Here is a 14,020-nt window from a genome sequence, read left to right as displayed (position 1 = left end):
GTAATGTATATATAAGAGTAATTGCAAGGCGAAATATAAAAAAACTTCCAGCCGTATCTGGACTGGAAGTTTATAGACTTTAATTCAAGTCAGATGACAGGCTTTCTACCAGGCATATGCCTGAGGGGCTTGACCGCCGGGCCCGGGGAATATTTCATCAAGTCTGGCAAGGGTTGCATCATCCAGCTTCACTGAAGCGGCGTGAACGGCGTCTTCCAGCTGTTGGAGATTGCGGGGGCCGATAATCGGGGCGGTAACAATCGGATTATGCAGAAGCCAGGCCAAAGCCACGGTTGCCGGTGTTTCACCCAAATCCTTACAGAGTTTTTCGAATGCTTCCAGTTTGCTTCTGTTTTTGTCCACTTCTTTCTGGAAATCCTCGCTGGAACGCCTGCCGGATTCTGCTTTAGCTAAAGCACCGCCAAGAAGTCCACCGGATAAGGGACTCCACGGGATGATGCCCATTCCATAGTGTTCGGCTGCGGGAAGCACTTCCAGTTCAACCATCCGGTTATTCAGATTGTAGACGCTCTGTTCGGAAACGAGGCCGGTCATGCCTCGCTTTGCGGCTTCCTGGTTGGCTGTAGCCAGGTCCCATCCGGCAAAATTACTGGAGCCGGCGTAGACCACCTTCCCCTGATGAATGAGTGCATCATAGGCCTGCCAGGTTTCTTCCCAGGGGCATTGTCTGTCGACATGATGCATCTGATACAGGTCGATGTAATCAGTCTTGAGACGCCTCAGGCTGTTATCGCAGTGCTTCTTTATTTTTACTGCAGAGAGATTACGATCGTTGTGGTTTGGATCCGGAATATCACCCTCAACTTCAGCAGGATTGTAGACCTTGGTTGCCAGAATAACGGCTTCACGCCGGCCACCTCCGCCTGCAAACCATTTGCCGATTATTTCTTCGGAGTGGCCCGAGTGGGTAGACCAGCGCCCGTAGACGTCGGCTGTATCAAAGAAATTGATTCCAAGTTCCAGGGCTCGGTCCATGATTGCAAAACTGTCTTTCTCACTGGTCATCCAGCCGAAATTCATCGTTCCCAGACAGAGATTGCTGACCAGAACCCCGTGTCTGCCTAATCGTTTGTGAGTAACTGCCATAGTGTCCTCCTGTATTATTACAGTTTAGTCTACCTGACTCTATTATTCCAATTCTGCCTACTCTACGGACCGTTGATTGCAAAACAAGGGAATTGAATCTACTTTAAGCAAGGAAGGTAAGACGATGGATAGCAGAAAAATCGGTGAATTGATTCTGAGATTACGCAGAGAAAGAGGGTTGACACAGCAAGCTCTGGCAGATGCATTGTATCTCAGTGATAAGACAATATCTAAATGGGAGCGTGGAGCGGGATGCCCGGATGTAACGCTACTCAATAAAATTTCCAGATACTTTGATGTCAATATCGAGAGCATTCTTTCTGGTGACCTGAGTTCAAATGGTATAGATGGAGGAAACATGAAGAAACTACAGTTTTATGTATGTCCGGAGTGTCATGCTATTGTTCACAATACAGGAAAAGCGGAAATTTCTTGTTGTGGAAGGAAGCTGACAGCCTTGACTGCAGGGCTGAACGATGAGGATCACCAGATTCGGGTAGAAGAGATTGAGTACGACTATTACATCAGTTTTGAGCATGAAATGACGAAGACTCATTACATTTCATTTTGTGCATATCTCTCTTCTGACAGTTTAATGCTGATGAAGCTCTATCCCGAACAGGATGCCGCTGTGCGATTTCCACAAATGAGGGGAGGAACGTTTTATTTCTATTGTAATCAGCATGGGTTGATGACAGCCCGGATCTGAGACTTCCGGAAGATAGCCTCTATCAGGTCAGTGACTCCATAGGTTTTGCAGGAAGTGCTGCCAGGGCATGATCTGTATGCCATCGCTGGTGGTGCGGGGGTGTTCCTCCATGCTGACGATTATCCGCTGAGGAAAGTCTGCTTCTTCTGCCAGGGCTCGCAATCCTTTAAGGTCGGAGGGGTGCACCCTTGTGGCTGCCTTTACTTCTACTGCCAGTAGATTTTCTACGATAAAATCGACTTCCAGTCCATCGCGCGTTCGCCAGTATTGTAATGATTTTTTGTGACGACGATACGATAGCCAGGCTCGCAGCTCCATGGCGATAAAATGCTCGAATGCAATTCCGAAATCAGCACTATTGCGATTCAAACTGTGTTTACCGGCCAGAAAGTTTGCAACACCGGTGTCAAAAAAATAGAACTTTGCTGTTGCAACAGCTTTGCGACCTGGGCTGCGCCAGGGATCAAGCATAAAACCGGCAAAGCTGTCGGTGAGTATTTTGAACCATGCACGAACCGAACTGGCAGGTACTCCGGTGTCACGTGACACGTTGGCGAAGTTGATTTGCTGCGAGTTGCTCAGGGCTGCGACTTTCAGGAATGCGGAAAAATGTACCAGGTTCTGTACTAAAGATTCAGCCATAATTTCCTCGGTCAGGTAGGTGTTGATATAGGCATCCAACTCTTCCAGAGGCTCAGGACTATCTACTATTTGCGGTAGTCCGCCATATAATAAATAGCGATCCAGGTCCATCTGCCCGATTTCAGCAGAACAAAGAGGAAAAAGATTTGCCTGCCAGGCCCGTCCGGCCAGTAAATTGACTCCGCCACGACGAAGTTTACGAGCACTGGAGCCTGTCAGGATAAAGCGTAAACCGTGTTCTTCTATGAGGTCGTGTACCTCGTCTAACAGTTGGGGTATTTTCTGGATCTCGTCGATTACAACCGGTAGATCGGAATCAGGCATTGCGTTTATCAGCTCACGTAGCTGACCAGGATTATGACTCAAAGGAATGGAAACGGAACTGCGTAGAAGGTTAATGATTCGTTCGCTTGGAAACCGGGCTTTCAGAAGAGTGGTTTTACCCGTACTGCGAGGGCCAAAAAGGAAAAATGATTTCTTATGAGCCAAGGCAGATAGGTCAAGAATGCGCTTGTACATGTTATTATACTATCGCCAGTCCTGTGGAAATTCAACTGTCACTCTGCGGAATTAGGCGTAAAATCCGCAGAGTGGCTGCTGAATTTATTTAATAAAGGTGTCGATATTGGCGTCAAATATCCTGACTCTAAATCAGCTACATTTGAAGTATAATATTATCCTCTGGTTTCGTTCCAGGAAAGGGAATAATCTTGTATTCCTTCTGTTCGGCGTTCCACAAATCCAGCTTTGATTGCATATTTAGCCAACTCTGAGCAGAAGTATTTGTTGCCTTAGCAATTCGCACTGCCATGTCAGGGCTGAGTGCGGCTCGTTCATTTATCAACTCAGATAATGCTTTACGAGAAACACCAAGATCTTCAGCAGCTTCAGTGATAGTGAGATTTAAAGGAGCAAGTATATCCTCTTTTAGCACAACTCCAGGGTGTGTAGGTTTTCGTGTATTCATATAATCTCCTCCGGTCGCATAGGCGAGCAGTCAATGAAGTTGCCGACCAGCCTCAATGATAATCCCGGTAATCTACGATATATGCATCACCCTTTTCAAAGAAAAAAGTGATGCGCCAATTTCCATTAACCCAGACAGACCAAATATCTTTTTCATTCCCGGAAAGCTTATGTAGTTTATAACCAGGGAGAGTCATATCCTGCGCAGTTATTGATGCATCAAGACGGTCCAGGATTCGGGATAGCTTCCCTGCATGGTCAGGATTGATTCCCTTTTTCTTTCCATAATTAAAGAACTCTTCAAGACCTTTATGCTTGAATGATTTGATCATACAGACATTGTAACGCGTTGGGTTACAATTATCAATATACTAGCCTAACTGGAAATATTTCATCTCTACCATCATCGACCAGGCATAACTTCAGGAATGATGGTTTAACTCATCGTCTGGATCAGGTAAAAGAAATCCTTGATTCCCGCACAGCGACTGCTGTTGCACATTTCATTGTCAGAGCTCCCCGATATGAATGTGTTGCATCTTATCCTATTCAACTGACAAATGATAAAATATCCAAAGTCATTAAAGCTTTCCGGGATCAGACAAAAACATCGTGGTCCACGCTTGTAACACATCTATGCGGGTGCCATGATAATCCTTAAGGGGTAAGCCTTGCATTTCACCAAGCTTCCCTCCAGGCCGCCTACGTTCCTAAACCTGCGTCCTGCAGGTTTGCGCTCCAGGTATTCGCGCACGTCACTCCGGTTCAAGTCCTCTTACTATCTGTGCATAAAAAAAGCCCGGCAACCTAAAGGTCACCGGACTTTATATGCCCAGAAGAGGATTTCCTTCCGGTCAGCAGCGTCCTGCTGCTTCCCTTCAGGCCGCCCTCGCTGCTAAAACCACGTCCTGTGGTTTTGCGCTCCAAGTATTCGCGCACGCAGCTCACGTTCAAGTCCTCTTCCTTCTGATGCATAAAAAAAAGCTTCCAGCCCTGAAGGACTGAAAGCTTTTATATGCCCAGAAGAGGACTTGAACCTCCACGGGGTTGCCCCCACTAGAACCTGAATCTAGCGCGTCTACCAATTCCGCCACCTGGGCTGGCGTGTTGTTATATATACAGTCCGCAGGAAAAAAAGTCAATAGAGAGGAAAGCGGATAATCACGACAGTTCCACTTCTGTCGCCTCCGAAAGATACGGTGCCGCTGATCTGTTGTACGAGTGTTTCTATCAGTGTTGTTCCCAGGGTGGTGTGATTTTTTTTGTCGTGGTCAGCAGGCAGGCCGGGGCCCTGATCGCGTATTATGAGTTCAGCGGTGTTTTCATTAACCTTGAAGCTGAGGTTGATTCTGGTTTTACCGTCAGCAGATTTCCCGTATTTTGCGGCGTTTATCAGGAGTTCATTGGTTATAAGTGCGAGCGGGGTTGCCTGGTCTATCATTATCTCCTGCTGATCACATTCCGCATTGATCTCGAACATGTCAAAATAGCCTCTACTGAGATCAATTAGATTTCTCAGGAAGATGGATATTTCTATGCGGGCCAGAGAGTCTGATTCATACAGCAACTCGTGTACGCTGGACATGGCGGTGATTCTGGTTTCAATCTGGGTGATAAAGCTTTCAATATCCGGACTGGAATCTCGCTGCAGATATACCATGCTCAGCATCAACTGCATATTGTTCTTGACTCGATGGTGGATTTCACGCAGGAGGGTTTTGTTCTCTTCGAGTGCCTTGTGAAGATTCAGCTCTGTTCTGTCTCTTTCTCTGCTGCGTTCTTCAATTGCTTCTGCCATGCTGCTGATGCCTTTTGAAACCCGGAAAATTTCGCAGGGCCCTGTAAAATCAGGAGGTCTTGCTGAAAGGTTTCCCCGTTCTATTTCCTGAACGGTATTCTGCAGAATACGCAGGCCGCTGCCAATGAAACGATCTCCTATCCGGCGGATTATGAGCAGGCTGGCCAGGCCTGCAATGATCATCAGTAAAATATTCCTGAATATGGTCGCGAGCATAACCTGACGTGCCAGTATTTCTGGTATCCCGATGAAAATGTACATATAAGGTATATCATCCCCCGGTAGGGTTTGGGCCTGGAGTGCAAAAAAATGCCTTGTTCCTCTGTGTTCTGCTATTATCGTTTCCGGATTAAGGCTTATGGTTTCAGGCAGCATTACTTCTGAAAGCTGGTCCCCACTGCGGTCTACAGGATTAGAGCTGAACAGCAGTCTGCCGGAATCATCGCTTATCAGCAGCAGAGAATCGACTGTCAGATCAAGAGAGTCTATAGCCCGCGCATATTCTCTCAATCGATATACCGAAGTAAGTGCACCAATAATCTCACCGTTTCGGTTCCTAACCGGAACGGCAAAAGGAAGGGATGGTGTGTCCCCAACCAGGGCCAGTATGAATTCTCCCGCTGCGGGACTTTTCCCGCTCAGGGCTTCCAGCACATGCTTGCGATCGGAAAGGTCGGCTCCTGTTTCAAGCAGAGCAGATGTTTGAACAATACCCCATATATCGGTGTAGGATAGGTTCACATAACCAGGGTTCTGCAACAGAACATTTCTGAGTATTTCCTGCTGCAAATCAAGGTTGGAATCCCGAAAAGCGGGTAATGCGGCTATAGTACTCAAGGTCTGATTAATGGAGGTACTGATGGTCTGTTGGATCAGGCCCAACATCTGTACATCATGTATGGTTCGGTTCCGGATGTCCTGTTCCTGCGAGGCTCCGTGTTCGAATCCTGCCCAGATTATAATAGCCAGCGCGGGAAGAATTGCGATTATGGTGAGAAGCATCAGGAGTCTTCGAACGGGAATGAGACGCATTAATTAATTGTAGTCCTTCATGATACAGCCTGCAAGTTCAGCTTTACTCTGGGCATTGCGCTTGCTATGATGCATCTCTGGAGGAAGATATGAAACCAGGTACAATCAGGCAGATAGATCCAGCCGAGCGTTCACAGCTGGGCAAGGTAATGAGGCGCTGCTTCGGCTTCCATGCCAGGCTCTTCTTTGATCTTGGTGAGCAGGCTTTTGTCTTTGAGCTTGATGGTGAGATAGCCGGCGGTGTTACACTTTCTACTTTTCCTATTGATGCTCAGCGTAAGGGCGGGCTGGTGAAGTGGCTGTTCATTGCTCCTGAGGCTCAGGGCAGGGGCGGGGCAGGCAGACTGCTGGCTGAGGCGGTTCACTGGTTCGAAGAACAGGGCTGTTCCGACATTTTCGGTTGTGTTGAAGGTAATAACACCAGTTCAGGTAATCGCTTTTTCCAGCAGGGCTTCACGGATATTTCATTTTCCGAGCAGCTTGCTTCGTACGGCTTGCGGCTTCCGAAGGTCTGGCTTAAAACCATGCATTTCGGTGACACGGGTTTTTTCCTCTGGCGCAGAGTAAAGGGAACATCGCCTGCGTCTGTAAAAGAGACGGCTGCTCCTGAAGATTCTGCTACTGTGCCAGGGCTGAGTCCTGCTTCGGGTATGGTAGGTTTTGCGGTGACGGTTATCCTTCATAGTCTTTTTGCCTTCATTATGCAGCTGCGCTGGGGTGGGAGCATAGCGACTGGTCAACTCTGGCAGGTTCCTCTAGTTATCCTGGCTATATTTGGTCTCCGGCTGGCCGCTATGAAGGCAGCTGCCCGTGGTACTGGCATAAAGCTGCACTACCGGGTATGGGAGAGCGGAATGCTTCTCAGCGGATTAATTGCCCTTGTATTTGGCGGTTTTTATACTGCTCCGGGCAGTCTGTATCCGCCAGAGCGGAGCTGGAGTTATCGGGAACAGCTGAACAAGCTGGGACCGGTGGCCTTTGCGGGAGCGCTCAGTCTGCTTCTGGCTGGGTGGCTGTTCCGCCTGATTGATTCATCGGTTTCGATTCACCTGTCAGGAAGTATTCTGCAGATTGCAGATTTTGCCTACTTCTACATCAGAGTAATGTTGATTTTCGAGGTTCTTCTGCCGTTTTTTCCGTTTACAGCCTTTAATGGCCGTAGAGTTCTTGACTGGCGCCGGCAGTCATGGGCTGTACTGGCTATGGGAACCGTACTCCTCTGGGTTGCTCATCTTTTTCTCTGAGTAAACAGCGCACGAGACAGCCGGGTTATAAAATAGCGATCGCGCTGTCACAGCGCTTTTCACAGCCAGCTGCATAGACTCCCCGAGGGTCCCTTACAATAATCTGGCCTCTGCCGAAGAGGCCCGGATCCGCATGGAAATCAGCTTGATGGCCTTTTCTCTGAAGGGCACGTACGCTGTGAGCCGGAAAATCATTCTCGAAAAGAACTTTTTTTCCGGACATCCACTGCCAGCGAGGCGCATCAAGTGCTGCCTGCGGGTTGAACTCATGATCAAGCAGATTTCTGATTACCTGCATATGGCCCTGAGGCTGCATGAATCCTCCCATAACGCCAAAGGCAGCAAGGGGCTCATTGTTACGGGTCAGAAAGCCGGGGATAATGGTGTGATACGGGCGTTTTCTACCCTCAAGACAATTTGGGTGTTGGGGATCCACCGAAAAATTGCAGGCTCTGTTCTGCAGACTGATTCCATACCCGGGAATTACCAGACCGCTTCCGAAGCCCATATAGTTACTCTGTATAAAACTGACCATCATGCCCCGGGAATCAGCGCAGCAGAAATACACAGTTCCGCCTCCATAAGGACTTCCAGGTACGGGCTCACCAGCAAATTCAGTAATCAGTCCGCGTCTCTGCGCAAGATAATCAGGGTTCAACAGATCACTGCTGCTGGTTTTCATGAAACGAGGGTCGGTTACATAGGCCTGCGTGTCGGCAAAGGCCAGTTTCATGGCTTCAATATCAAGATGTAGCTCTGCTGGACTGCCCCAGCCACCGCTGATATGGTCAGCACTGCGCATGCCCAGGGCCATGAGGGCGGTAATCCCCTGACCGTTCGGCGGGATTTCCCAGACATCGTATCCGCGATAGTTGGTAGAAACTGCCTGGACCCATTCCGGCTGGTAGAGCTGTAGGTCTTCCTGAGTCAGTAGTCCTCCGGTCGCAGATGAATATTCCAGCAGAGCTTCAGCCAGGCTGCCCTGATAGAGACTGGTGAAGCCTTCCTTCTGCAGAACCCGGAGCGTTTTCATCTGTCCTTCCTGACTCCATAGATCTCCTGCCAGTGGTGCCTTGCCTCCGGGGAGAAAGGTATCGAACCACGGTTGGAACTCCGCAGGAACGGAGCCGTTTTCTGACAGTGCAGCGGTATAGATTTCTGCGGCGCGTTTCCAGTTCCCGGCGATTACGGGAGGGACAGGAACCCCATGCTCAAGCTGGCGGATCAACGGGGTGAGGAGTTCTTCGGTTCCCAGGCTGCCAAAGCGCTCCTGAAGCGCATGCCAGCCAGCCATTGCACCCGGAACGGTGACGGAAGGCCAGCCGAAACGGGGGATGGAACTGGCGGTGGCACCCTGGATGATATCAGGCTTGAGCGCTGCCGGACTCCAGCCGCTGGCATTCAGGGCATGCAGCTGCCTGCCGTCATGCACAAGAGCGAAGCAGTCACCGCCAAGTCCATTACTTGTAGGTTCCAGAACGGCCAGGGCCGCCGCAACAGCAATGGCGGCATCTACGGCGTTGCCGCCCTGCTGTAGGATCTGCCTGCCGGTTTCCGCAGCTGCCGGATGTGAACAGGCAACTACACCTTGTGCAGCATATACGGTAGTTCGGGAAGAGGAAAACGGGTTATACTGGTCATCATAATGCATATCACCAGTATAGCCTCAAGGAGCTTTGCATGGAACTGTCTATTATAAATCTGCTGCTGATTGCTGCTGCAGGTCTGGCCGCCGGCTTTATAAACGTTGTTGCCGGTGGTGGATCGCTGATCACCGTACCGACCATGATTTTTCTCGGTATGCCGCCTGCTATGGCGAACGGAACAAACCGTATAGCCCAACTCAGTCAGAATGGCATGGCAGTTCACCGTTTCAGCAAGAAAGGCTACGTAATGCTGCGGGCAGGACTTATACTCGGTGCTGCAGCCTCTGTCGGCGCAATAATTGGAAGCAGTATTGCGGTTGAGATTTCAGGGGAGCTTTTTAACCGGATTCTTTCAATCGTTATGATTGGAGTACTCGTGCTCACCTTGAGCGGCCGCGGCAGTCATGGAACTCATGAAACTGAAATCAGGAACTGGCCGCTGCTGCTGCCGGTATTCTTTCTGATCGGAATATACGGTGGTTTCATTCAGGCAGGCGTGGGCTTTATTATAATGGCTGCCTTCTCCCGAATCAGCGGTCTGAATCTTGTAATGACCAATGCGGTCAAGGTAATGATTGTGCTGATCTACACCGTGCCAGCCTTGCTCATTTTTATTCTCAACGGGCAGATTGATTTTGCCGCCGGCATCGTTCTGGCAACCGGGCAGGCTGGAGGTGCCTGGCTGGGGACCCATTTCTCGGTCAGTAAAGGTGATCGCTGGATCAAGGTCGTACTGACAGTAGCGGTGCTCGCCATGTCAGTACGACTGTTCTTCTTCAGTCCGTAATACGGAAGCGTTCCGAAGATCTATACACATGTCTGGCAGTAAAATTCTGCTGCCGGCTATGGGCAATGATAAACGGAAATTCCTCACCGCGTCCGTTTATTTCGATTATTTCCGCAGGCACGACAGCCTCAAAAATACTATGATCATCAGGGCTGTGTGCAACCGCATATTCGTTGACCCGGAACTCCGCCATTTTACTGTGGGACCACCCACTGCCCCGATGCTCTTCGAAGAACTGTTCACCGTTCTGGCTGAATGCTATGAGCATGTAAGCGCCGTCCATTCTTGCTGATTCAAAACCGATTGCGAGCCACCCTTGTGTTGGAGCGGTTACAGCAACGGCAATGTTATCATCATCTATTCTCGAGAAGTAAATTGCCATACTTGAGGTCATATGAAGATGGCTGTATTCACTTTCATCGATTGTTCCGTCTATTGTTACCGGGCCGCTGCCGGTCGCTGGAAGCGGTCCCTCAATTTCCTGAGCTCCACCAGCCCATGCCGATGTTGTAAAAATCAATAGGTATGCAATTATCAGTGCGACTTGTCCCTTCATGTATATCTCCTTGAATTGTGCTCATAAATAAAACTTACAGTTAAAGTAGTCATTTCCAGGGAGAAGCGGCAAATGTCACAGATAATAAATCAAGGAAAACCCGCAGCCTTCAGGGGTAAAAAAAGACTGCGGGAAAGGAGGTCTATAGGCCAAATCCGAATGGAAACAGGATTTCAGAGGACGGATCCTCGAAATCAGGATCACCACCGGCTTGTTCCCGGAGTTCGTAGAGACGCATGCTTCGTGGCCATGTTACAGGCAGAACCCCGCTGGGTTCATATGCGCCGAAGATAATGTCAGCAATCCCGTCAGCTTCTGTGCCGGGCAGCCAGGCAGCAGCAAATGCATCCCAGTCATCGATCAGGTCGGTAATGATCATCGGACGTCCACTGATCATTATGGTCAGAACCGGAAGTCCAGATTCAACTGCTGTTTGATGATATCCGAGATCTCTATTGTTCAGCTCCGGTTTTTCGGTGTCGCCTTCAAACTCTGCATAGGGCTCTTCGCCGACCACCAGAATGACCAGGTCCGCAGTGTCCGGAATGGTAGTTCCGTGGCTGACGCTGAATCCTCGTTCATCACCAATGGCCCTTACTGCATCCAGCAATGTGGTGCCGGGAGTGCTGGCTCCGGTACTGCCTTGCCAGGTAATAGTCCAGCCACCGCTTTGTACACCGATATCATTAGCTTTGTTTCCAATCAGGTGTATATGCTGTACATCGCTGGAGATCGGAACGATATTATCATTCTTGAGCAGAACCAGGGATTCCCGGACAGCCTGCCGGGCAACTTCCCGGTGTTCAGGTGAGCCGATGCTGTCAGCAGCACTGCGGTCTGCTTTAGGTGATTCAAATAATCCGAATTCAAACTTCAGGGTGAGAATCCTTAGAACTGCGTCATCAATGCGTTCCATTGGCACGCGTCCGCTTTCAACCAGGCTGATCAAAGTGGGAATGAACACCTGGTAGTCATCCGGAACCATTACCATATCGATGCCGGCCATGATGGCACGCTCGATCTGATCCTCGCGTTCACCGGGCAGCTGTTTTACAGCGCCCCAGTCGGAGAGTATGAGTCCGTCAAAGCCAAGTTCCCCACGCAGCATGTCAGTCAGAAGTTCTCTGCTGCCGTGGAGTTTTTCACCATTCCAGCTGTTGTAGCTTGCCATAACAGTTTTTGCACCGGCTTCAATGGCATCTATATAAGGACGTGCGTGAACATCACGGAGGACATCAATGCTGACTCTGGTGTCTCCCTGATCCTTCCCTTCGAAGGTTCCTCCGTCACCGACAAAATGTTTGGCAGTTGCTATAAAGCGGTCCGGTGCAGAAATGTCATCTCCCTGGTAGCCGCGCACAGCAGCCGCTCCCAGAAGGGCTGTCAGCTCAGGATTTTCGGAATAACCCTCATAGGTTCTGCCCCAGCGGATGTTTCTCGGAACTGCGATACTCGGTGCGAAATTCCAGTGGACACCGGTTGCAGTGGTTTCGATTGCGGTTATTCGAGCGACTTCTTCCACGAGCTCAGGATTGCGGGTCGCGCCCAGACCGATGTTATGCGGGAAAATGGTTGCCCCGCGCATGTTGTTGTGACCATGTACTGCATCGGTTCCGTAAAGGAGGGGAATCCTGAGGCGTGTGCGGAGTGCCTGATTCTGGAAGCCGTCAATCATGTCTGCCCATCCAACCGGAGTGTTCCGGAATGGTGTGGATCCACCGCCGCTTAGCAGAGAGCCGAGTTTGTAGTCAGCAATGTCGGTAACTCTTTCCAGATAAGCTCGCTCAATCTGCGTCATCTGTCCGACTTTTTCTTCCAGAGTCATGAGCGCCAGAAGCTCCCGTGCACGTTCTTCCGGAGGTAGGGAAGCATCCGGGTAGGGGATAATTTCTGCAGATGCAGGTGCTTCAGTTGTCTTCTTTTCGGTCTGGCATGAGCCGATCAGAAACAGCAGGAACACAGCGGCTGCAAGGAGAATAATTTTCTTCACATTCATATACTATCCTTTGGTTAGTTTGTTTCGCGTATCAACCAAAGTGTAAACCCGAAAGTGAGTGAGGTCAAATGGAAATTGGAGCAGTTATGCCTTCGGGAAGCCATAGCAGACTGATTTTATCTGGTCTCAGGCTGAAATTCTTCAATAATCAGCATAAAGTCCCTGAAATTGTCAGAAAATACAGCTGTCAGCTCAGGATCAAAATGCTGCCCGGCCTGAGCCTTGATATATTCCAGGGCCTGTATAGGTGGCCAGGGATCCTTGTAGGGACGGTGTGAAATCAATGCGTCCAGCACATCGATTATTCCTACAATTCTTCCTGACAGGGGAATATCCTTTCCGGATAGAGCATTCGGATACCCGCTGCCGTCCCATTTTTCGTGGTGATTCAGGGCGATAACTGCACCTTCTGCGAGATATTTGCTGCTTGTATTTCTGAGAAGTTCCCAACCCAGGCTAGTGTGCTGTTTTACAATTTCATACTCTTCCCTGGTCAGTCTCCCAGGTTTGAAGAGAATATTGTCTGGAACAGCAATCTTACCGATATCATGCAGCGGCGCACTGAAGCGGTAGAGCTTGATCGATTCGTTATCCATTCCCAGCAAGCGGGCGAACAGGGCAGCAAGCTCTCCGATGCGCATTTGATGATCTCCGGTCTCCTTATCCCGGAATTCCACTGCCTTACCGAGAATGGCAAGCGTTTCTTCCTCCTGATTCATAATACGAATGCGCATGTTTCGCTCGGATGTACTCAGTTTTTCCAGTGAGCTGATAGTATTACGGAGCTCAGCAAGCATTGCATTGAATTCCCTGGCAAGTTTCCCTGTTTCATCATTCAGATCGCAATCAACTGTACGGGTGAGGTCTCCTGACTGTCGGATGTATACTATGGCAGCTGTCAGTTTTTCTATGGGATGAATACTATAGCCCACATAATAATATGTCAGCATGGAGATCAGCAGAAATGCAGACACCAGAAAGACAGCATAGATGCGATTCAGAACCACTGTTTCACGAAAGAAACTCGACTGTAAGTCAGTAACTGCAAATCTCCAATCGTATGGAGGAAAGTCGAATGCAATACCTACCCGTTCAGATCCCAGGATTTTTCCGCTTATCCAGCCAGGCTCAAGATCTTCTGTCAGAGTAATAACATCCTCATCAACGCTGCCTGCACCAAAACCTGATTTAAGTACAATACTACCATTGCTGTCGACTGCAAGAATCATTTCGCTGCTGCTTCTCAGCAGAAAATCAGCGTATGATCGAAGAGATTCCCGGGTCGCCTGAAGGAATTCCGGGTTATCTTCAATCTCAAGCTGGACGAGGACTTCCCACTCGCTCCAGGCGAAATCTCTTAGCTGTTCGGCCTTGTAGGAGAGATGTCTGGTGGCAACTCTCGTAAGAGCAGCACGAGTTCCCAGATTCGAGATTACTGCAACAGAAAGAATAACCAGAATAGTCATGGGAACAATGAGAACGATCAGTTTGAGTCTGAGGCTGGATTTCGTGCGCATTAAAAAACTGTAGCATACAA

At 49.3% G+C, this 14,020-nt stretch carries 12 protein-coding genes and 1 tRNA gene; 3 read left to right on the top strand and 10 right to left on the bottom strand.

The window, feature by feature from the left end; genetic code table 11:
- Positions 1–105: 105 nt before the first annotated feature.
- On the bottom strand, positions 106–1,107 hold the full coding sequence (locus ACYQ2L_RS04155; RefSeq protein ID WP_460051381.1) for an aldo/keto reductase: 1,002 nt from the start codon (positions 1,105–1,107) through the stop codon (positions 106–108).
- Between the two features lie 124 nt (positions 1,108–1,231).
- Here ACYQ2L_RS04155 and ACYQ2L_RS04150 point away from each other — a divergent pair, with 124 nt between their 5' ends.
- Entirely contained in the window at positions 1,232–1,816 is a 585-nt protein-coding gene (locus ACYQ2L_RS04150; protein WP_460051378.1) for a helix-turn-helix domain-containing protein, read from the top strand.
- 27 nt (positions 1,817–1,843) lie between these two features.
- Here ACYQ2L_RS04150 and ACYQ2L_RS04145 read toward each other — a convergent pair whose 3' ends face one another.
- The 5 genes from ACYQ2L_RS04145 to ACYQ2L_RS04125 form a co-directional block, all read right to left on the bottom strand.
- Positions 1,844–2,977, bottom strand: coding sequence for an ATP-binding protein (locus tag ACYQ2L_RS04145; RefSeq protein WP_460051375.1), 1,134 nt, complete (start codon positions 2,975–2,977; stop codon positions 1,844–1,846).
- A gap of 136 nt (positions 2,978–3,113) precedes the next feature.
- The gene (locus ACYQ2L_RS04140) at positions 3,114–3,425 is read right to left on the bottom strand and encodes a HigA family addiction module antitoxin (protein ID WP_460051373.1); all 312 of its coding nucleotides are present in this window, start codon (positions 3,423–3,425) and stop codon (positions 3,114–3,116) included.
- A gap of 52 nt (positions 3,426–3,477) precedes the next feature.
- Positions 3,478–3,756, bottom strand: coding sequence for a type II toxin-antitoxin system RelE/ParE family toxin (locus ACYQ2L_RS04135; protein ID WP_460051370.1), 279 nt, complete (start codon positions 3,754–3,756; stop codon positions 3,478–3,480).
- Positions 3,757–4,440: 684 nt separating this feature from the next.
- Positions 4,441–4,524: transfer RNA gene (locus tag ACYQ2L_RS04130), tRNA-Leu, on the bottom strand.
- 38 nt (positions 4,525–4,562) lie between these two features.
- Positions 4,563–6,254: a sensor histidine kinase gene (locus tag ACYQ2L_RS04125; protein WP_460051368.1), complete on the bottom strand. Its 1,692-nt coding sequence runs from the start codon at positions 6,252–6,254 to the stop codon at positions 4,563–4,565.
- 89 nt (positions 6,255–6,343) lie between these two features.
- On the opposite strand from ACYQ2L_RS04125, the gene ACYQ2L_RS04120 reads away from it, so the two are divergent.
- Positions 6,344–7,498, top strand: a complete 1,155-nt coding sequence (locus tag ACYQ2L_RS04120; protein WP_460051366.1) for a GNAT family N-acetyltransferase — start codon at positions 6,344–6,346, stop codon at positions 7,496–7,498.
- Positions 7,499–7,523: 25 nt separating this feature from the next.
- On the opposite strand, the gene ACYQ2L_RS04115 is transcribed toward ACYQ2L_RS04120, so the two are convergent.
- Positions 7,524–9,149, bottom strand: a complete 1,626-nt coding sequence (locus ACYQ2L_RS04115; protein ID WP_460051364.1) for a gamma-glutamyltransferase family protein — start codon at positions 9,147–9,149, stop codon at positions 7,524–7,526.
- 29 nt (positions 9,150–9,178) lie between these two features.
- Here ACYQ2L_RS04115 and ACYQ2L_RS04110 point away from each other — a divergent pair, with 29 nt between their 5' ends.
- A complete protein-coding gene (locus tag ACYQ2L_RS04110) occupies positions 9,179–9,931 on the top strand; it encodes a sulfite exporter TauE/SafE family protein (RefSeq protein WP_460051362.1) in 753 nt (250 codons plus the stop codon).
- On the opposite strand, the gene ACYQ2L_RS04105 is transcribed toward ACYQ2L_RS04110, so the two are convergent.
- The 3 genes from ACYQ2L_RS04105 to ACYQ2L_RS04095 form a co-directional block, all read right to left on the bottom strand.
- Positions 9,921–10,487, bottom strand: a complete 567-nt coding sequence (locus tag ACYQ2L_RS04105) for a DOMON domain-containing protein (protein WP_460051359.1) — start codon at positions 10,485–10,487, stop codon at positions 9,921–9,923. The two genes, ACYQ2L_RS04110 and ACYQ2L_RS04105, sit on opposite strands and share 11 nt — an antisense overlap.
- Before the next feature lie 142 nt (positions 10,488–10,629).
- On the bottom strand, positions 10,630–12,483 hold the full coding sequence (locus ACYQ2L_RS04100; RefSeq protein WP_460051357.1) for a glycoside hydrolase family 3 protein: 1,854 nt from the start codon (positions 12,481–12,483) through the stop codon (positions 10,630–10,632).
- A gap of 116 nt (positions 12,484–12,599) precedes the next feature.
- Positions 12,600–14,000: an HD domain-containing phosphohydrolase gene (locus tag ACYQ2L_RS04095; protein ID WP_460051355.1), complete on the bottom strand. Its 1,401-nt coding sequence runs from the start codon at positions 13,998–14,000 to the stop codon at positions 12,600–12,602.
- Positions 14,001–14,020: the final 20 nt, after the last annotated feature.

This window comes from Spirochaeta dissipatitropha, from assembly GCF_054657935.1.
The sequence above is the reverse complement of the archived record's forward strand: the minus strand, read 5'-3'. Positions and strand labels throughout refer to the sequence as shown.